Raw genomic sequence first — 19,555 nt, forward strand, 5'->3', positions numbered from 1 at the left:
GCCCATCAATCTCAAAAAAAAAACGTGCGCTCCTTCCGAGCACACGTTTTTTTCGTTTAAGACATCGGCGGTTTACGGTCATCAGCCGATTGATGTTTTTCAATTTTGCGGTCCAACTTCGACAGATAACGGGAAGCAAATTCTTTTCCGCCAAGACCGAATGAAAGTCCGAAGGCAAGCGCGAAACCGCCAAGAATCAGAATAAATGCGGCATTTACGATCGTGTCGGCGACACCGAGCTGATCCAGCGCCATAAAGATTGAGAGCGTGATAATCGTATATTTCGCAAGAGGCGCCAGGAATCTGAATTCTTTTCCGCTCAGCATGCCGACAAGCAGTCTGCTGACAAGCTGTCCGGCCAAAAGCCCGATTCCGAGAATAAATACAGCGGCCAGAACATTAGGCAGGTAAGCGATAATCCCGGTCGCAATGACGACGAGAAATTCAAGATGAACCAGCTGCAGCGCTTCTGCCGTAAAGAGCAGGACGATGATGATCTGCGCAATCATGCCGACAGTTTGAGAAAGCGTAAGCTTCGGACGGTCCGCCTGTTCAAAGCCCATTTTTCCGAGAAGAGAGTCAAAGCCGGCCCGGTGCAGCAGCCCTGATACAATACTGCTTACCCATTTTCCGATCCAGATGCCGGCGATGATCAGCACAATACCGATGATGATATTAGGAAGCATTGTGAAGACCGTGTTCAGCATGGCTGAGGCCGGTTCAGAAATGCCCGCAATATCAAGCCGGTCAAGCGCAGAAATGACCACCGGAATAAAAATCAGCACGTAGACAATCGTTCCGATGATTGCCGACAGGCTTGTATCCTTCAGGTAAATAGAAAGCCCCATACGTGCGGCAAGTCTTTCCGTGCCGATACTCGCCAGAAAGTTTGTGACGATATCACGGACGAGACGGGCAACAAGCCAGCCGATTAAGACAATAAGCGCCGCGGCGAATAATTTCGGTATAAAGGATAACACGCTTTGGATCATATGTGTAAACGGCCCTGATACTCCGCTGATTTGAAGAGCGGACAAGACGCCCGGCAGGAACAGGAGCAAGACGAAATAAAAAACGATTCGTGAAGCGGCCGTAACGGACTTGCTCATCTCCGCCTCTTCAGAAACCATGGTCCATTTTCTGATCCAGCCGTTTGCAGCCAGTTTCATGCCCGCTTTTTTGACGAGATAGCTGAAAAGCGAAGCAGCCGCCCATCCCAAGAGCAGAATCAAACCGGCTTTTAAAATGCTCGGCACAGCCGCCGTTATCGCCGACAGCATGCTGACAAAAGGCGAAGCCACGGTTGTCAGATGCAGAATGTTAAAGAATAGAATAAAAACGATAATTAAAGCGATAAAATAAATGACTTTACTGATGACTTTTTCCGAGGAATAGCGCGCCGGCTTTTTTTCGGCGAACAGCCTGTCGTCGATTTTTGTTTTTTGCAGGCCTTTGTATACGGCTTTTTCAATGATTTTCGCAATGCCCCAGCCGATAAGCAGGACGAGCAATGCAATGATCAGATTCGGCAGTTTGCTGAGATACGTGGTAAGCATGTCTGCTGTGTTCAAGTAGAATCGCTCCTTTTTCTTTTTTTATGGGGTATGGTGTGTGTTTACCCACTTACATATAAAGCAAACGGGACGGATGTGCCGAAAGTTTTCAGACGGAAACCCGCCTGTTATTTCATCTTTTGAGAGGAGGGGTCATACATTATAAATAAGTCCAAGTAGGGGGGATTCGGTTGAACGCGGAGGAGACAAAAGGTTTACAGCGGGCAATTGAGGAAATAACCGACATTGCGAAGGGATTCGGCCTTGATTTCTACCCGATGAGATACGAAATTTGCCCGGCTGAAATTATTTATACATTCGGCGCGTACGGCATGCCGACGAGATTCAGCCACTGGAGTTTCGGCAAACAATTTCACAAGATGAAACTCCATTATGATCTCGGTTTGAGCAAAATTTATGAACTTGTCATTAATTCCAACCCTTGCTACGCATTTTTGCTGGACAGCAATTCGCTGATCCAAAATAAATTAATTGTAGCCCATGTTCTGGCCCATTGTGATTTTTTCAAACATAACTGCCGCTTTCAAAATACGAACCGGGACATGGTCGAGAGTATGGCGGCTGCGGCGGAGCGGATTAAGCATTATGAAAGAATTCACGGAATTAAAGAGGTGGAGTCCTTTTTAGATGCCATTCTGGCGATTCAGGAGCATATCGATCCGTCGCTCGTCAGGCCGAAGCTGCAATGGAGTGTTGATGACGAAGATGAGGACGAAGAGGAAACTGCGCCATCGCCTTACGATGATTTATGGGGAATGGATAAGCCGAAGCCGGTGAAAAAGAAAAAAGGGAAAAAAGCGTTTCCGCCCCGGCCGGAAAAAGACATTCTGCTGTTTATCGAGGAGCATTCGCGGGAGCTCGAACCGTGGCAGCGAGATATTTTAACCATGATGAGAGAAGAAATGCTGTATTTCTGGCCTCAGCTGGAAACAAAAATCATGAACGAAGGCTGGGCATCCTATTGGCATCAGCGGATTATCCGCGAGCTTGATTTAACTTCAGATGAAGCCATCGAATTTGCGAAACTGAACGCAGGCGTCGTTCAGCCGTCAAAAACGGGAATCAACCCGTATTATTTAGGGCTGAAAATTTTTGAAGACATCGAAGAGCGCTACGACAACCCGACAGAAGAAATGAAAAAAACAGGGGTAAAGCCCGGTTCCGGCCGTGAAAAAATGTTTGAGGTCAGGGAAATTGAATCAGATATTTCTTTTATCCGCAATTATTTGACGAAAGATCTCGTGCTGCGAGAGGATCTGTATTTATTCCAAAAGCAGGGCAGGGACTATAAAGTGATCGACAAGGAATGGAAGGCCGTGCGCGATCAGCTCGTGAACATGCGGGTAAACGGCGGGTTTCCTTATCTGACCGTCAATGATGGGGATTATCTGAAGAATAATGAGCTTTATATTAAGCATTGGTATGAGGGAATTGAGCTTGATCTGAAATATTTGGAGAAGGTGCTGCCGTACTTGTACCAGCTGTGGGGCAGGAGCGTGCATATCGAATCAGTTCTGGAAGATAAGGAAGTGATGTTCTCGTATGACGGCAAAGGAGTGCACCGGAGATATCTGTAAAGAAAAAGGATGCAGGGAAACCCCGCATCCTTTTTTTATTTGCCGTTTTTCAGAATGTGAAAGATCTTTTTAGCCTGATCCGTGTTGTTTAATAGGCCTGTAAAAGATTCTTTTCCCGGGCCGTATGCGTAAACCGGAACTTCTTCGCCCGTATGATCGCCGGTTGTCCAGCCGCTGTTGGTTTTCGCATTAAAGAGCTTAATGATCGCTTTATAGGCGCCCTTGTCCTTATCCTGCTTTGCCGTAGTTTCGATCTGGTTGATTTCGGCTTTTGAGCATTTCAGGCCGGTATAACGCGCAAGCACGGAAGATACGGATTTGCCCGCTTTGATTTGATCAGCCATAAATGCCGGTGTTTTTTTCGCGGCAAGAATCGGTTCAACATGCCAGTTTTTATCGTTATTCGCGCCGATCGTCAATCCGCCGGTCGTATGATCAGCAGTGGCAATGACAAGCGTATGTTTGTCCTTTTTGGCAAATGCGATCGCTGCTTTATACGCTTTTTCAAAATCCTTCATTTCGCTCATTGCGCCGACGATATCATTGTCATGACCCGCCCAGTCAATTTGGCTGCCTTCGACCATTAAGAAAAACCCTTTTTTATTCTTATTCAGTCTGTCGATCGCCGCTGTTGTCATGTCTTCTAATGAAGGCACGTCGTTTGAGCGGTCGATTGCTTTGGCGAGTCCGCCATCGGCAAACAGGCCGAGAACGTTTTTATTGCGGTCCTTTTTAAGTTCCTGTTTTGATGTCACGTAGCTGTATCCCGCTTTTTTGAAATCCTTCGTTATATTGCGGTCTTTACGGATAAAGTTTGATTTGCCGCCGCCGAGGAGTACATCCACTTTCTGCTTTCCGTTGATGCGGTCATCAAAGTAGCTGCTGGCGATTTCATCCATATTTTTTCTTGATTTGTTATGCGCGCCGAAAGCCGCAGGGGTGGCGTGGGCAATCTCTGAAGTTGCGACAAGTCCGGTGGATTTGCCTCTTTGTTTCGCTTCTTCGAGGACAGATTTTACCCGCTTTCCTTTTTTATCGACTCCGATCGCTGCGTTATACGTTTTCACGCCGGTGGCCATTGCCGTGCCGGCCGCCGCGGAATCGGTGATAGTGGAATCAGGATCATTAGGATAAGTCATCATCATGCCGGTGAGATTGGGGTCAAATGCAGTCAGCTTCATGCCGTCTGAAGGCTTTCCTTTGTTAATGACCGAACGGTAGGCGTTCATGTATGGCGCTCCCATTCCGTCTCCGACCATGAAGATGACGTTTCTGATCTCATTTTTGTCAGGCTGTTTTTTTGCCGCAGCCTGTTCGGAGTGCTGAAATCCCGCACCCGCAATCAAACCGGCTGTCAGCACGGATACGGCTGCCGCCGGCAGAAGTTTTGACCGAACCTGTTTAAATAGACTCATTCTCAAATCGTCCTCCTTTAATCGTGGTCTGCATGTCTAATGGTAGGGGATGTTTGTAAAGAACGCCTGTCCCTCCTGTAAATTTCAGGTGAAACATTGTTAGAAATGTAAATTCTCAAGTAAGGTTATGTTTTCAAGAAAAAGTAAAAATCATTCACTATTTCAAAAAAGATGAGGGTTTTTTTAACAAGGGGTAATGTGGAAAATAAATATCTTTATTTTCCAAAACACGAGGATCACAGGAAAAAAACATGACAAAAAGACTCTTTTTTCGTCACGTTTGAAATCAAATTGAAATATTTAATACCCTTAAAAACTTTTTTTAAAAACGAATTAGTAAGAAATTTGTCACGGGAAGTCAAGTCTATTTCTAGTGGAAATTGAACCTTATAATAGGAAACAGATAAAAACTTTAAAAAAGAGACTTATAAAATAGATAGAATTATTCAGGGAGGAAAAAATGAAAAAGCAACTTGTTACAGCAACGACGGCAGTGGTTTTAGGGACGACTTTGTTTGCGGGTGCGGCATCTGCGCAAACAATTAAGGTAAAAAAAGGCGATACATTATGGGGACTTTCAAATCGGTACGGAACGTCAATTAATTCCATTAAATCTGAGAATAAATTAAAATCGGATATCATTTACATCGGCCAGAAGCTTTCGATCAATGGTAAATCATCTTCAGGTTCAAATTCGGGCAGCAAGTCATCGTCGTCTACATATAAAGTCGTAAAAGGCGACAGCCTTTGGAAAATTGCGAATAAATATAAAATGACGGTAAACCAATTGAAAAGTTTAAACGGTTTAAAAACGGACCTGATCCGCATCGGACAAGTTCTTAAAGTAAAAGGATCAACTTCCGGTTCAGCGTCTTCAGGATCTTCGTCATCAAAGAAGCCTTCATCCAGCCATAATATTGCACAGACGAGCCTGAATGTAAACAAGCTGATTTCTGATGCGCAATCTTTAATCGGCACGCCGTATGTATGGGGCGGAACAACGACTTCCGGCTTTGACTGCAGCGGATTTATCTGGTACCTGCTGAACAAACAGACGAGTGTCGGAAGAACAAGCACTGCGGGTTACTGGAGCTCAATGAAGAGCGTGTCCAGTCCGTCTAAAGGCGACTTCGTCTTCTTTACAACCTATCAGGCCGGCCCTTCACACATGGGCGTGTACATCGGAAACAACAAGTTCATCCATGCCGGTTCTGACGGCGTCGCAACAAGTGATCTGAATAACAGCTACTGGAAGCCGCGCTACCTGGGCGCGAAAAGATTCTAGCAGCCAGAAAAACCCGTTCATCAGAACGGGTTTTTTATTTAGACGGAACAGCGCTCCATTTGTTTCACCTAAAAATGAAAATGTGATAAAAAATCTAAAAAGGTTTTCTTTTTTTCATTTTCATGGAGGGCGATGGCGTAGGCGCCCGCGCTCGGCATCTGGGCGAAATCGCACGGGATTTCTATCATGCTGCCTTCGGCGAGTTCGGCCCGTACCGCTGACAGCGGCAGAAATGAGACGCCCAGCCCCTCTTTAATAAATCGTTTCGTAATATGCGTCTGTGTCACCTTCATCGTTCTGACAAAGGGGAACTGTATTCTGACCTGACGGAGCAAATCATCCCAATAGTCAGGATGGTTATGGGTCAAAAGCAGGTATCGTCCGAGCAGGTCTTTCACTTCATCCGCTTTCCCTGATCCTGGTTTACGGCCGGGGGGCGCGACGAGCACAACGGGGTCATTGTACAGGGGACGGCATGTGAGGGAAGATGATTGCACCTTTAAGCAGCTCAGTCCGATATCGGCTGAGCCGTTTCTGATTTGAGTGGCGATTTCTTCCGATTCGTAAATGGTAACCGTCATCTCGGTCTCTTTATTGTCCTCTGTGTAACGCTTCATGACAGACGGAAGAACGGTGTCGGCGATAAGCGGCGAAACAGCGAGCGTCAGCGTGTGGAAGTAGCCTTGACGCACCCTGTGCAGCTCCGCCATGCTGTTTTCATAGTCTTCCAAAAGCCTCATGGCAAACGGAACGTATGCTTTTCCTTCCTCAGTCAATTGTATTTTCCGGCCGCTTCGCTGAAACAGCTTACAGCTGATTTCTTTCTCTAATAATTTTATATGAACGGTGACGGTCGGCTGGGATAAAAAAAGTGTTTCCGCCGTTTTTCTGAAATTCTCATATTTTGCTGCGGTGACGAAGGTGTGAAGCCATTTAAAATCCATAGATGCACTCCTCTGATTAAAAGTTTTAATTAATTCCCTTAAAAATATTCATTATTTTTTAAATATTATATTTACTATAATAACAGAAAGAGGATAAGGGGGAATGAAATTGATTTATCATGGATTAAAAGGAATTACTTGTGCAGAAACGGCGATCAGCCACATTGACGGAGAAAAGGGGCATTTGATATATCGCGGATATGACGCGAAGGATATCGCGCTCCAATCCAGTTTTGAAGAAGCGGCGTATCTCATCTTAAACGGAACGCTTCCTGATGAGCAGCAATTGCTTGCGTTTCAGGAAAAACTTGCAGCCGAGCGCGGGCTGCCGAAACATCTCATCGACCTGCTGGAAACGCTTCCGGACGATATGGACGATATGGCGGTGCTGAGAACAGCTGTTTCAGGTTTGGGGACAGATTCATTTACATATCCGCCTAAGCCGGAAGAAGCGATTAAACTGATTGCCGTCACACCGACGATTATTGCGTACAGATACCGCCGTAAACAAGGGCAGGAAGCACTGCCGCCTGAGGCGCGATACGGGCACGTTGAAAACTATTTGTACATGCTGACCGGCAGGCAGCCGTCCGAAGCTCAAAAGAAAGCGCTTGAAACGTATATGATTCTGGCGATGGAGCACGGGATGAATGCATCGACTTTTTCAGCGAGAGTCACCGTTTCCACTGAATCAGACTTAGTGTCTGCCGTCACTTCCGCACTGGGCACGATGAAAGGGCCGCTGCACGGAGGCGCGCCTTCCGGTGTAACGAAAATGCTTGAAGACATTGGACAAAAAGAAAACGCAGAAGCATATTTGACAGCGAAGCTTATGAGGGGAGAGCGCCTGATGGGCTTCGGGCACAGAGTATACAAAACAAAAGATCCGCGGGCGGAAGCATTGCGCATAAAGGCTGAAGAGGTGGCCGGAAATGATCCGTCGCTTGATTTGGCGCTTTATGTGGAAAAGGAAGCCATCCGTTTATTAGAGCAATATAAGCCGGGACGGAAGCTGTATACAAATGTAGAATTTTACGCGGCGGCTGTCATGCAGGCTATTGATGTGGATAATGCTTTGTTTACGCCGACTTTTTCGGCAAGCCGAATGGCGGGCTGGTGCGCACACGTGCTTGAACAGTCAGCTGACAACATGATTTTCAGGCCGTCTGCGCAATACACCGGAGCCTTTCCCGAAACGGCTCAGCAGCTTTAAGCACCGGCATATTTGTCCGTTTAGTGATCCGCACTCCGTGGTATCGTCTCAGTAATACCAAATGCAGGAGTGTGAGAACATGAATCCGATGGACAGACAGACAGAAGGTCAAAAACCGCAGGTGCAAAACCGCCAGCCCGGCACTGAGTCAGAAATGGAGCCGAAACCGCTCTTGGAGGACCCGGATGTAAAAGGATCGGGCAGACTAAAAGGAAAAGTCGCCGTCATCACGGGCGGAGACAGCGGCATCGGCGCAGCGGCTGCGATTGCTTACGCGAAGGAGGGAGCGGATCTTGCCATCCTGTACCTTGACGAACATGCCGATGCCGAGAGAACGAAAAAGCGTGCGGAAGAATGCCAGGCTGATTGCCTGTTAATTCCGGGAGACGTCGGGGATGAGGCCCATTGTCAGAAGGCGGTCCGGCAAGTCTTAGATCACTACGGAAAAATTGATATTCTTGTGAATAATGCCGCTGAGCAGCATCCGCAAAATGGGATTCTTGATATTACGGCTGAACAGCTGGAGAAGACCTTCCGTACAAACATGTTTTCCATGTTTCATATGACAAAGGCTGTGCTGCCTCATCTGAAAAGAGGGAGCGCCATTATTAACACAACATCTATTACCGCTTATCAGGGCGATACATCATTGATTGACTATTCGTGCACGAAAGGCGGCATCGTTTCCTTTACACGTTCGATGGCGATGTCATTGGCCGATCAGGGGATCAGGGTAAATGCAGTGGCCCCGGGCCCGATCTGGACCGCTTTGATCCCTGCGACGTTTACTGAAGAAAAGGTGGAAAAGCACGGTCTGGATACCCCGATGGGAAGACCGGGACAGCCTGCTGAACACGCCGGAGCTTACGTGCTTTTGGCTTCAGACGAATCTTCCTATATGACAGGGCAGACCATTCACGTAAATGGAGGCAGATTTATTTCAACATAATCCTTAAGTCTTATCCCGCACTTTTAAAAGTGCGGGATTTTTATTTATTTCTATATAATGTTAAGAAAACGCTGTCGTCAGGTCAATCGTGAATTCAAAGATGATAATAAGCGTTAACCCGCTGTAATAACGGGACGTTTTCCCATTCATATTCTGTTTTGTTCATACAATAAATTTAATATATAGAATTTTCAAAAAAGTTATTTTCATTTTTTTATTTTTCGTTATAATATGATGTAGGAGAAAGGAATGATGTGCTGAAACATTTCATGCGAAAAATAAGAATTTAGTCATTATCATTATTGTTATCTGAATATTCTAACATAAGAGATTGATATACAAGGAGTGAAGCAGATGAAGGGGAGCATATTCAGAAAGAAAAGCATTCAGGACCTGCTTGCCGCAACGGGCGGCGAAAAGTCGCTGAAAAGGGAGTTGGGGGCCTTTGATCTGACCCTTCTCGGGATAGGAGCCATCATCGGAACGGGTATTTTTGTTTTAACCGGAACAGGGGCAGTTACGGCGGGACCCGGGCTGACTGTTTCATTTGTCATAGCCGCTTTAGCATGTTTATTTGCGGCTTTGTCATATGCTGAATTTGCTTCAAGCGTCCCGGTTTCAGGTTCCGTCTACACATTTACTTATGCGACATTGGGTGAACTTCTCGCGTTTATCATCGGATGGGATTTAATCTTGGAATATATGCTCGCCGTCAGCGCGGTTTCGGTCGGCTGGTCCGGTTATTTTCAATCATTTTTGGCGGGATTCGGCATCCATCTTCCGACCGCATTGACGGCCGCTCCGGGTTCTGTTAAAGGGACGGTCACATTCTTTAATCTTCCGGCATTTGTTATTGTGCTTGCGATTACATTCCTTCTCTACTTAGGCATTAAGGAATCGAAGCGGGTCAATAATATTATGGTAATTCTGAAAATTCTGGTTGTTTTGTTGTTTATCGCCGTTGCGGCCGTATATGTCAAACCGCACAACTGGCAGCCGTTTATGCCGATGGGGTTCGGCGGTGTTTTCAGTGCCGCGGCGCTCGTTTTCTTCTCCTTTATCGGTTTTGACGCCGTCTCTTCCGCCGCAGAGGAAACGAAAAATCCGGGGAAGGATCTGCCGAAAGGAATTATTTTTTCATTAATCGTCTGCACCGTGCTGTATGTGACCGTATCGGCGATTATGACGGGCGTCGTACCGTTTGCCGGTTTTGAAGGCGTTGACCATCCCGTTTCTCTCGTCCTGCAGATGGCGGGTCAGAATTGGGTGGCCGGGATTATTGATATCGGCGCAGTGTTGGGAATGACGACGGTGATGCTCGTCATGCTGTACGGCCAGACGAGGGTGATGTTTGCCATGTCCCGTGACGGTTTAGTGCCGGGGGCGCTTTCAAAAGTCCATCCGAAGCATAAAACGCCGCACGTGGTGACGTGGGTGTTCGGTATTCTGTCGGCATTGCTGGGAGCGCTCGTCCCGCTTGATGAACTGGCGAAGCTCGTAAACATCGGCACGCTTGCCGCGTTTGTCATGATTTCCGTGGCGGTTATCGTGCTGAGAAAGAAACAGCCTGATCTGCCGAGAGCTTTTAAATGTCCGGGAGTTCCCTTTATTCCGATATTGTCCATTCTGTTCTGCCTGTTTTTGATTATTAACCTTGGCGCCGCCACTATCATCCGTTTCTTTATCTGGCTGATCATAGGTCTGGTGATTTATTTCTTATATTCGAGAAAGCATTCGAAATTAAACGGATAATTGGCAAAAGGAGCGGTATCAGCCGCTCTTTTTGTGTTTTTCAGAATAGTGAAACATATTGAAATGGGCTTAAGTTATCGCGGCGAATAAGGGATAATATAGGGCGGAAGGGAAGTGGAAAGTGGTGTCTGACCAAAAAAGGGTTCAATGGGCCTCAAAAATAGGATTTATTATGGCCGCCGCCGGTTCGGCGATCGGCCTGGGAGCCATTTGGAAGTTCCCTTACGTAGCGGGTACGAACGGGGGAGGCGCTTTTTTTCTTGTATTCGTCCTCTTTACCGTGCTTTTAGGCTATCCGCTTTTGCTCGGTGAATTTATTTTCGGAAGGCGGAGCCAGACAAATGCGATTGATGCCTACAAACAAGCCGCGCCGAAGTCGGTATGGCACCTTACGGGTTATGTGGGTGTGGCGGCCTGTTTTTTAGTTTTGTCTTTTTACAGTGTTGTCGGCGGGTGGATTTTGCTCTATGTGCTGAAAGCCGTTACCGGTTCTTTATCCGGGCTCACTCAGGAGCAGTACGGCACGGTATTCGGGACGGTCATTGAAAATCCGCTCCAGACTCTCGCCGCGCAGCTGGTATTTATGATCATGACGGTGGCGGTCGTCGCAAAAGGCGTGCAGAAAGGGATTGAACGTGTCAGTGCGGTGCTGATGCCGATTTTATTCGTGCTGTTTCTGCTGCTTGTGCTGCGTTCTGTCACGCTTGACCATGCCGTTGAGGGAATTAAATTTTTATTGGTTCCGCACTTTGAAGATTTGACGCCGGAATCCATCCTTTATGCTTTAGGACAGGCGTTTTTTACATTAACGCTCGGCGTATCGGTCATGGTGACGTACAGTTCGTATCTGCCGAAAACCCAAAACCTTCCGGGATCGGCGGGTTCCATTGTTATCATGAATGTGCTCGTCACGCTGTTTGCGGGACTGGCCATTTTTCCGGCGGTTTTTTCGTTCGGCTTTAAACCGGATGAAGGGCCTACACTGCTGTTTACCGTACTGCCGGCTGTGTTTGACCGGCTGCCGTTCGGCTCGCTGTTTTTTATCAGCTTTCTGGCGGTCTTTTTCTTTGCCGCACTGACTTCGGCCTTTTCGATGGTGGAAATTATCGTGGCGACTGTAGGGAAAGGTGATGAAACGAAAAGGAAGAAGCTGTCGTGGACAAGCGGTCTGCTCATTTTCTTAGTCGGAATTCCGTCGTGTTTATCATACGGTGTTCTCAGTGATGTTCATTTGTTCGGAAAAACGTTTTTTGATCTGGCGGATTTCACAGTGAGCAATGTGCTGATTCCGCTTGGCGCTTTATTAATATCAATCTTCATCCCGCTGAAAATACCGAAGCGGGAACTGTTTGCCGAGATGAAAAGCGGTTCCGCCGTCGGCTATCGTTTCTTTCAGCTGTGGTATTTCCTTTTGAAATATCTCGTGCCGCTGGCTATCATTGTCGTATTGCTGCATTTAATCGGCGTTCTTTCATTTTAAAAAAACAGGCCCTGTCAAAGGGCCTGTTTTTATTTTATGGTTAAAAACCGAATTGCAGATTCGTATCAACGGCAACGATCGTATATACACAGACAATGACGAAAAGGTTGAGGATGACGCCGAGCAGCCCCGGGCCCGTCCGGCCTTTTTTAATAAACAGCTCAATGATGCCGAACGGCACGGCGGCCATCGCAAACGGCAGCATCTGATAAGAATAGAAAGTTACATTGCTGATGATTGCCACGTTCAACAGCAGCAGCGACAAAATCGCGGTACCGACTGATATCCAGCCGAAAACATTATGCTCTTTAAAAATTCTTACCAATTCCATAATTCCACCTCACCGATGTTTGCTGCTTTTACTGTTTTGTTTTTCAGCAGACGTTCGATTTCTTTTGTCGGCCCCGTCACGACAGAGCCGTATACATTCATTCCGTGATGTTCGACATAGTCGATTCTGCTGCTCAGGTTCATGTCTTTGCGTTTCGATATCGCATGCGCCCATTTTTTATGGCGGGACATAAATTCAAGAGCGCTGGTGAATTGTTCTCGGTCTGTCTGTCCCTGCGCTTCAAAAGAGGAAGCCATCTTAGAATCTTTCCCGGGAAATCCTAACGGCTCGGCATAAGGACTGTCTTTCAGATTTTTCTCCGTTTCGACCGCGTTCCATAAAAACTTCACATCGTATTTTTTAAAGGCTGAATATACTTGGGAAGAAGGGTAGGCCCGGTCATAAGAAAGATAGACCTCAGCCACGCTGCCTTCAGGCAATTTTTTTAATGTCTGTCCGGCTCTGTCGACCGTACGTTTCTTTAAGCCGGAAGGATGGGCGAAATAATGCTTTGCCTGTGCCGCGTCTAAATCATAGTAGTTCACGGCAGGCGTTTTGACCGTATCTAAAAACATTTCAATCCGTTCGCCGCCGACGGATTTCGTTTTTGTACCGATCTGCTTTTGCAGCGGAAATTCCGTATTCATTCCAAACAGCTTCACCTGGCTTTTCAGCCCGGAGGTATCGACGAGGACGTTCGGCATTGTGGTCGCCACCGTCACGGCCGCGGTCTCCATTAATTGATTACCGGTGCTTTCTTTTCCTCCCAAACCGTAATAGAGGTAGCTTCCTAAAGTGCAAAGCGGCAAAATCATTAAAGTGGAGATGACGGCGAGAACCGAAATCCGCAAATACGATTTGCGTTTTCCGTATGATAAAATGGCCTTCTGTTTTTCCGGGCTGATGCCGACGTCCCATTCCCGGTCGTCCTGCATTTCGCTTTCAATCAGCTCCTGATAGACTTCCAGCTTTTCCAGTTCTTCTTCAAAGGCGGCCATTTCCCGGTCGCTCATTTCTCCATTTTTGTATTGGTAAAAACGCTTTTTAAATTCTTCATTCATCATTAACACCTCTATTATAAAGTGCTTTCAGCCGCTGTCTGGCACGAAATAAAACACTTTTAAAATTAGCCTCTGAAATATTCATAATATGGGATGCTTCTTTGTAATTCAGTTCTTTTAAATAATACAGTGTTAAGGCCTCCCGATAATTGTCGGGAAGTTCGGACATATACCCTGTCAGCACTTCCTTGATTTCAATCTGATGAGCCGGGCTTTGCACAGCCGTCTGAAAAAGGCTCCCAATTAAGTCATCGGAAATGGTCACTTCCTTCTTATGTTTTCTGACATAATCTATAAACGCATTTCTCGCCACTTGAAAAAGCCATGGCTTTACTTTGCTGTGGTCGTAGGAGTGAATGTGTATGTATGCCCTCATAAAGGTTTCCTGCAGCAAATCTTCAGCGAGATGCTTGTCTTTAGTCATGGAGAGCAGGAACCGGTAAACATCATTCATATACATTTGGTAAATTTCATCGATCGTCACTGCCTTTTCTCCCCTCTATGTTATACACGCATAAGAAAGGTTTAAAGTTGCACGTTCCATGCAAACGGCTTAATTTCATTTTCACCTCATCAAACACCATTTCTCTATAGTACCCAAAATCCGTCATAAAAGATAGAGATCGGCGGAGGAAAAATATATTTATTAGTACCAGGTAATAAAAAATATTGTTATAATAGAGAGAGAACACTTTTGATCATTACAACAAAGGAAGTGCGTTATGTATAAGTTTTGTGCAAATGCCATCAAATTCATTCTTTCTCTGCGCGGAGGAGTCAAAGTATACAATAAAGAGAATCTTCCGTCTGATAAAGGATTCGTTATCGCGTGCACGCATGCGGGCTGGGTGGACGTCCTTACGCTCGGAGTCGGAATATTGCCTCATCAGATTCATTATATGGCGAAAAAAGAGCTGTTTCAGAAAAAGTGGATCGGAAGTTTTCTGAAGAAGATTCACGCGTTTCCGGTTGATCGTGAAAACCCGGGTCCGAGCAGCATTAAAACGCCGATTAAGCTTCTGAAGGAAGGGAAGATTGTCGGGATTTTTCCAAGCGGCACGAGAACTTCTGAAGACGTCCCGCTGAAAAGAGGAGCCGTGACCATTGCCCAAATGGGGAAAGCGCCGCTCGTTCCGGCCGCATACAGCGGACCGTCTGCGGGAAAAGAACTGTTTAAAAAGGGAAAAATGCGGCTTATCATCGGCAAGCCGATTTTTTTGGAGGACTTTGCCGACCTTGCGCCGAAGGAGAGGCTTGCGGCCATGACAGAAGAGCTGAATGCCAGAATTAAAGATCTTGAGAAAAAACTGGAACAAATGTAAACAAAAAAGCTTGCCGTCTGTATCAGACGCGCAAGCTTTTTTTGGTTATGCTTCTTTTTGTTCAGCGGTTTCCAGCAGTTCATCAAACGCCAGTTTTTTCACTTCGATATATGCGACGTGATGGCCGTCAATTTCATTAATAATAAATTCACAGCCTTCTTCGATAATCGAGTCGTATTGTTCGACGTCGTATTTCTGTGTAAGGAACCAGCCGCCGATGGTGTCGACTTCGTCATTTTCCAAATGGATGCCGAGCAGTTCGTTCACTTGATCAATCAGAACCTTACCGTCAAGCATGTAATGGCCGTCGCCGAGTTTGCGGATTTCGTTGATTTCATCTATATCAAATTCATCACGGATTTCCCCGACGATTTCTTCGATGATGTCTTCAACGGTGACAAGTCCCGCGGTTCCGCCGTATTCGTCCGACAGAATCGCCATATGAACCCGCTCCTTCTGCATTTTCACAAGCAGGTCGTGAATCGGTGCCGACTCAATTACATGGATGATCGGATTGACAAATTCAGTAATCGGCGAGTCGACTGATACCTCGCCGCTAATGCAGGCGGTCAGCACTTCTTTAATGTTAATCACGCCGATAATATTATCTTTGTCACCCTCTTCGACAGGGTAACGGGTATATTTTTCAATCTGAATGATGTCCATCATTTCAGAAATTTTGATATCGTGCGGCAGACTGACGATTTCCGTACGCGGAATCATGATTTCTTTTGCAAGTCTGTCGTCAAATTCAAAGATTTTGTTCACGTATTTAAATTCAGACTGGTTGATTTCACCGCTTTTATAGCTTTCCGATAAAATGATGCGCAGCTCTTCTTCAGAGTGGGCAAGCTCGTTTTCTGACACCGGCTCCAGGCCGAACATCTTCGTTAAAAGACGGGCGGAGTTGTTCAGAAGCCAGATAAACGGGAACATGATGCGGTAAAACCAAATGAGCGGTTTTGAAAACAGCATCGAAACGGCTTCCGCTTTTTGGATGGCGACTGTTTTCGGCGCTAATTCTCCGACGACCACGTGTAAAAACGTAATGATCGCGTAGGCGAGAATAAATGAAATAATGTGCGATAGTGAGCTTGGTACGTTTATCTTTGTGAAAAGCGGATGAAGCAGGCGTTCAATCGTTGATTCGCCTAAGACACCAAGACCAATTGAAGTCAATGTTATGCCGAGCTGGCACGCTGATAAATACTCATCTAAATGCGTGGTCACTTTTTTGACACCGATTGCGGCTTTATTTCCTTCTGCTATAAGCTGGTCAACCCGTGAGCCTCTGATTCTGATTATCGCAAACTCAGATGCTACGAAAAATGCCGTCAGCGCGATTAAAACCGCGACTAAAATCAAATTCACAATGTCCAATTAGAACCTTCACTCCTTTTGGGAAGATGAAGGTAACACCTCCTGTTAGTAAGATAATGGTTTAACTTAACAGCAGCATAAATGATTGAAGCACTGCAAGCTTTTCAGGAGCCAGCTTTTTTTTCAGCTGTGCGCGCTCCTCTGGTTCAAGCTTTTCAAACCGATGCAAGATCCCGGAGATGTTTTGATTCATGTGATCAATTTCCGATGCCAGATTTCCAATATCGTCAGGCAAGGCTGAAGAGGGAAACTGGTTCTCCAGTCGGTCTTTTATATCAGACAGGGCCAATCGCTGCTTTTTACAAGCGACTATAAACTTTAACCGGTTGAGTGCAAGTGTATCGTAGTAACGATAGTTTGAACAAGACCTGCCAGGCTTTAAAAGCCCGAGGTTTGTGTAGTAATCCACCGTGCGTTTCGTTACACCGGCAAGCTCTGCTAATTCACTGATGCGATAAGTCTCAGCCCCATCTAAATCCCTCCCCAACCATCACGTTATAGTTATGAGAATAGTTTAATATATGAAGGGGAGTTTGCACAAGTTTATTGTTTTCCGTCTTTCTCTTGAAACCGGGCGGCATGATCCTGAAAAAGCGTTGACTGCGCTATGTAAATCTTTCATAATCATTGTAAATAGAAACGGCAGAAAAAGACAGAAGGGACAGATGACAATGGGCGGTTTATCACGGGAAGTGACAGAAAATCTGGAGAAAGGATCATGGATACGCAAACTATTTGATGAAGGTGCGCGGCTGAAAAAAGAGTTCGGCGCCGATAAGGTGTTTGACTTTTCTATAGGGAATCCGGTTGCGGAGCCTCCGGAAACATTTAAAAAGGCGCTTTGCGAAGCGGCTCAAACAGGACGGCACGGATATATACAAAACCAAGGGCTTCCGGAGGCGAGAGAGAAAGTTGCGGGCTTTTTGTCAGAGCGGTTCCAGACTGAAATTTCTGCCAGACATACAGTGATGACGGTCGGAGCCGGCGGAGCGCTGAATGTTGCGCTCAAGAGCATATTGAACCCGGAGGAAGAAGTCATCCTTCTGGCGCCTTATTTTGCGGAATACAAAGCGTATGTTGAAAATTACCGCGGCAGACCCGTCATCTGTCCGCTGACTGACTCATTTGAGATTGATATTGAAGCGGTGAGAGAAGCGATCACTCCCCGTACGAAAGGGCTGATCGTCAATACGCCGCATAATCCGACGGGAACTGTGCTGAGTCAGAAAAATCTTAATGAATTGGGCGCCTTATTAAAAGAAGCCGAGGAACGGAACGGACAAAGCATCTTTATTTTATTTGACGAACCATACAGCCAGCTGATCTACGGCGAAGAGCAGGCGAATCCGTTTCAGGCGTATCACCGCGTAATTTTAGTCAGTTCGTTCAGTAAAGATCTCGGCATTGCGGGGGAAAGGCTTGGGTATATCGCAGTTGACGCCCAAATGCCTGAGGGGGATCTTCTGACGGATGCGTTCGTTTTCTGCAACCGGACGCTTGGCTTTGTGAACGCTCCGGTCATGATGCAGCGCGCCGTGGCGAAAATGGATGATCTTTCGATTGACGCTGAACCTTACCGTAAGCGCAGAGACCTTATGGTAGACATCCTCACAGAAGCCGGTTTTGAGTTTGAAATGCCGAAAGGAGGCTTTTTCGTTTTTCCTAAATCACCGATTGAAGACGAGGTTGCATTCTGCATGCATGCCGCACAGAAATACAAACTATTGATCGTACCCGGCAGCGGATTTGGAAGAAGCGGCTATTTCCGCTTATCTTTCAGCGTGCCTATAGAACAGATCAGACAGTCGCGGGACATTTTCAAAGCGCTGTATCAAGATTTTTCTTCATAGCTTCCAATACATAAAGATGGGAGAACGGGCAAATGTCGAGGAGAAGTGTTGGCACGTCAGACATCAGCATTACAGGAATCGGGGTCTTAACCGCGGTCGGACAGGGCAAAGAGGCGTTTCTTGATGCGCTTATGGAAGGGCGGCACGCTTTTGATGTGATGAAACGCCCCGGCCGGCAGAAGGGCAGTTCGTTTATCGGCGCGGAGCTTACCGAATTAACGCCGCCGGATGCGCTGTCCAAACGCTTGTACCGAAGGGCCGCATTATCAGGAAAGGCGGCGCTTATCGCTTTATATGAAGCGTGGCATGACGCTCAATTAGACGGTGCTGATCACAGCCGCACCGGTCTGATCGTCGGCGGCTCGAATACGACGCAGCGCGAACTGCTGCAGACCTTTGAGAAAAACGGCGAAACGCCGCAATTTGTAAATCCGGTGTACGGGCTTTCTTTTATGGATAGTGATCTATCAGGGCTTTGCACCGAGCAATTCGGGATAAAAGGGCCGGCTTTTACGGTCGGCGGCGCGTCGGCAAGCGGCCAGGCGGCGGTTATCCAAGCTGTCCAAGGAATCAATGGAGGCCTGTTTGACCGCTGTATCGTGATCGGGGCGCTGGCCGATCTGTCGTATATGGAGTGTCACGCTCTCCGCTCATTGGGAGCAATGGGCACTGATCAATTCGCTGAACATCCTGAAGCCGCCTGCCGCCCGTTTGACCGGCATACGGACGGTTTTATATTCGGAGAAGCATGCGGGGCGATTGTGCTGGAACGCGCTGAATCTGCCGAACAGAGGGGCGCGCGTTCGTGGGCCGGCTTAAAGGGCTGGGGGATGGCTTCTGATGCGAACCGCAACCCGAATCCTTCAGCAGAGGGCGAAATGACGGTGATCCGCCAGGCACTGGAGCGGGCCGGTCTTTCAGCAAAAGAAATTGATTACATCAATCCCCACGGCACCGGTTCGCCGATCGGAGATAAAACTGAGTGCCGGGCGCTTTCTGAAAGCGGTCTGGCCCACGCGCGGATTAATGCAACAAAATCGATTACCGGACACGGCCTGAGTGCGGCCGGAACGGTGGAAATCATTGCCGCACTATTGCAGATGCGGGAATCCAAGCTTCATCCGACCCGCAATTTAACGGAGCCTATTGACGATTCATTTCAGTGGGTGACCGACGGGCCGAGCGCCCATACCGTACATCATGCGTTGAGCTTAAGCATGGGATTCGGGGGGATTAATACGGCGCTTTGTTTAGAAAATCATTTCCGAAGCAGATAACGGCAGTCTTCTTTTTTGAAGGCTGTTTTTTATATGATAAAAAATCTGAAAATGATGAAAGAATGGAGTTATGATACAATAAAATATACAAATGACAATCATGCTTTGACTTAGGAGGTGGCAGGATGGGGCCCTCTGTGTAGTC

17 protein-coding genes are annotated in these 19,555 nt (G+C 46.8%); 9 read left to right on the forward strand and 8 right to left on the reverse strand.

Annotated elements, in window-relative coordinates:
• Window positions 1-56: 56 nt before the first annotated feature.
• Complete coding sequence (locus ICW23_RS00380) at window positions 57-1,571, reverse strand: mechanosensitive ion channel (protein WP_049628182.1); 1,515 nt, start codon at window positions 1,569-1,571, stop codon at window positions 57-59.
• Window positions 1,572-1,744: 173 nt separating this feature from the next.
• Between ICW23_RS00380 and ICW23_RS00385 the strand changes: the two genes are divergently transcribed.
• Window positions 1,745-3,151 (forward strand): SpoVR family protein, encoded by a 1,407-nt coding sequence (locus tag ICW23_RS00385; protein ID WP_016938397.1) that lies wholly within the window; start codon window positions 1,745-1,747, stop codon window positions 3,149-3,151.
• A 35-nt stretch (window positions 3,152-3,186) separates the two neighbouring features.
• On the opposite strand, the gene ICW23_RS00390 is transcribed toward ICW23_RS00385, so the two are convergent.
• A complete protein-coding gene (locus ICW23_RS00390; RefSeq protein WP_016938396.1) occupies window positions 3,187-4,566 on the reverse strand; it encodes an alkaline phosphatase PhoA in 1,380 nt (459 codons plus the stop codon).
• A 460-nt stretch (window positions 4,567-5,026) separates the two neighbouring features.
• Between ICW23_RS00390 and ICW23_RS00395 the strand changes: the two genes are divergently transcribed.
• On the forward strand, window positions 5,027-5,851 hold the full coding sequence (locus ICW23_RS00395) for a C40 family peptidase (RefSeq protein ID WP_016938395.1): 825 nt from the start codon (window positions 5,027-5,029) through the stop codon (window positions 5,849-5,851).
• Window positions 5,852-5,919: 68 nt separating this feature from the next.
• Here the strand turns inward: ICW23_RS00395 and ICW23_RS00400 are convergent, their stop codons facing one another.
• Window positions 5,920-6,795, reverse strand: a complete 876-nt coding sequence (locus ICW23_RS00400) for a transcriptional regulator CitR (RefSeq protein ID WP_045927075.1) — start codon at window positions 6,793-6,795, stop codon at window positions 5,920-5,922.
• Between the two features lie 109 nt (window positions 6,796-6,904).
• Here ICW23_RS00400 and ICW23_RS00405 point away from each other — a divergent pair, with 109 nt between their 5' ends.
• From ICW23_RS00405 to ICW23_RS00420, 4 genes are all read left to right on the forward strand, one after another.
• A complete protein-coding gene (locus ICW23_RS00405) occupies window positions 6,905-8,008 on the forward strand; it encodes a citrate synthase/methylcitrate synthase (protein ID WP_049628186.1) in 1,104 nt (367 codons plus the stop codon).
• Window positions 8,009-8,087: 79 nt separating this feature from the next.
• Window positions 8,088-8,957 carry an SDR family oxidoreductase gene (locus ICW23_RS00410; RefSeq protein ID WP_016938392.1) on the forward strand — a complete coding sequence of 290 codons (870 nt, stop codon included), beginning with the start codon at window positions 8,088-8,090 and terminating at the stop codon, window positions 8,955-8,957.
• A gap of 354 nt (window positions 8,958-9,311) precedes the next feature.
• Entirely contained in the window at window positions 9,312-10,709 is a 1,398-nt protein-coding gene (gene bcaP, locus ICW23_RS00415; RefSeq protein WP_188153851.1) for a branched-chain amino acid transporter BcaP, read from the forward strand.
• A 124-nt stretch (window positions 10,710-10,833) separates the two neighbouring features.
• Entirely contained in the window at window positions 10,834-12,189 is a 1,356-nt protein-coding gene (locus ICW23_RS00420) for a sodium-dependent transporter (RefSeq protein WP_099745175.1), read from the forward strand.
• Window positions 12,190-12,229: 40 nt separating this feature from the next.
• Here the strand turns inward: ICW23_RS00420 and ICW23_RS00425 are convergent, their stop codons facing one another.
• Genes ICW23_RS00425 through sigM form a run of 3 tightly spaced genes read right to left on the reverse strand, consistent with a single transcriptional unit; the run spans window position 12,230 to window position 14,065 of the window.
• On the reverse strand, window positions 12,230-12,520 hold the full coding sequence (locus ICW23_RS00425) for an anti-sigma-M factor (RefSeq protein WP_003155315.1): 291 nt from the start codon (window positions 12,518-12,520) through the stop codon (window positions 12,230-12,232).
• Entirely contained in the window at window positions 12,508-13,581 is a 1,074-nt protein-coding gene (locus ICW23_RS00430) for an anti-sigma factor (RefSeq protein ID WP_047476660.1), read from the reverse strand. Before ICW23_RS00430 ends, ICW23_RS00425 begins: the two co-directional genes overlap by 13 nt.
• Window positions 13,574-14,065: an RNA polymerase sigma factor SigM gene (sigM, locus tag ICW23_RS00435; RefSeq protein ID WP_003155312.1), complete on the reverse strand. Its 492-nt coding sequence runs from the start codon at window positions 14,063-14,065 to the stop codon at window positions 13,574-13,576. Before sigM ends, ICW23_RS00430 begins: the two co-directional genes overlap by 8 nt.
• Before the next feature lie 238 nt (window positions 14,066-14,303).
• Between sigM and ICW23_RS00440 the strand changes: the two genes are divergently transcribed.
• Window positions 14,304-14,903 carry a lysophospholipid acyltransferase family protein gene (locus ICW23_RS00440; RefSeq protein ID WP_045927079.1) on the forward strand — a complete coding sequence of 200 codons (600 nt, stop codon included), beginning with the start codon at window positions 14,304-14,306 and terminating at the stop codon, window positions 14,901-14,903.
• A gap of 45 nt (window positions 14,904-14,948) precedes the next feature.
• Here ICW23_RS00440 and ICW23_RS00445 read toward each other — a convergent pair whose 3' ends face one another.
• The gene (locus ICW23_RS00445) at window positions 14,949-16,283 is read right to left on the reverse strand and encodes a hemolysin family protein (RefSeq protein WP_047476662.1); all 1,335 of its coding nucleotides are present in this window, start codon (window positions 16,281-16,283) and stop codon (window positions 14,949-14,951) included.
• 61 nt (window positions 16,284-16,344) lie between these two features.
• Window positions 16,345-16,770: a Cu(I)-responsive transcriptional regulator gene (cueR, locus tag ICW23_RS00450; RefSeq protein WP_016938386.1), complete on the reverse strand. Its 426-nt coding sequence runs from the start codon at window positions 16,768-16,770 to the stop codon at window positions 16,345-16,347.
• A 178-nt stretch (window positions 16,771-16,948) separates the two neighbouring features.
• Between cueR and ICW23_RS00455 the strand changes: the two genes are divergently transcribed.
• A complete protein-coding gene (locus ICW23_RS00455; protein ID WP_188153852.1) occupies window positions 16,949-18,133 on the forward strand; it encodes a pyridoxal phosphate-dependent aminotransferase in 1,185 nt (394 codons plus the stop codon).
• A 32-nt stretch (window positions 18,134-18,165) separates the two neighbouring features.
• A complete protein-coding gene (locus ICW23_RS00460) occupies window positions 18,166-19,410 on the forward strand; it encodes a beta-ketoacyl synthase N-terminal-like domain-containing protein (RefSeq protein ID WP_188153853.1) in 1,245 nt (414 codons plus the stop codon).
• Window positions 19,411-19,555: the final 145 nt, after the last annotated feature.

It is taken from the genome of Bacillus sp. 1021, from assembly GCF_014534735.1.
Lineage (GTDB): Bacteria > Bacillota > Bacilli > Bacillales > Bacillaceae > Bacillus > Bacillus siamensis.

Coding starts and splice junctions, on each gene's coding strand:
- ICW23_RS00390 (WP_016938396.1), bottom strand. CDS start 4,566: ATGAGTCTATTTAAACAGGTTCGGTCAAAACTTCTGCCGGCGGCAGCC.
- ICW23_RS00395 (WP_016938395.1), top strand. CDS start 5,027: ATGAAAAAGCAACTTGTTACAGCAACGACGGCAGTGGTTTTAGGGACG.
- ICW23_RS00400 (WP_045927075.1), bottom strand. CDS start 6,795: ATGGATTTTAAATGGCTTCACACCTTCGTCACCGCAGCAAAATATGAG.
- ICW23_RS00410 (WP_016938392.1), top strand. CDS start 8,088: ATGAATCCGATGGACAGACAGACAGAAGGTCAAAAACCGCAGGTGCAA.
- bcaP (WP_188153851.1), top strand. CDS start 9,312: ATGAAGGGGAGCATATTCAGAAAGAAAAGCATTCAGGACCTGCTTGCC.
- ICW23_RS00425 (WP_003155315.1), bottom strand. CDS start 12,520: ATGGAATTGGTAAGAATTTTTAAAGAGCATAATGTTTTCGGCTGGATA.
- ICW23_RS00430 (WP_047476660.1), bottom strand. CDS start 13,581: ATGAATGAAGAATTTAAAAAGCGTTTTTACCAATACAAAAATGGAGAA.
- ICW23_RS00440 (WP_045927079.1), top strand. CDS start 14,304: ATGTATAAGTTTTGTGCAAATGCCATCAAATTCATTCTTTCTCTGCGC.
- ICW23_RS00455 (WP_188153852.1), top strand. CDS start 16,949: ATGACAATGGGCGGTTTATCACGGGAAGTGACAGAAAATCTGGAGAAA.
- ICW23_RS00460 (WP_188153853.1), top strand. CDS start 18,166: ATGTCGAGGAGAAGTGTTGGCACGTCAGACATCAGCATTACAGGAATC.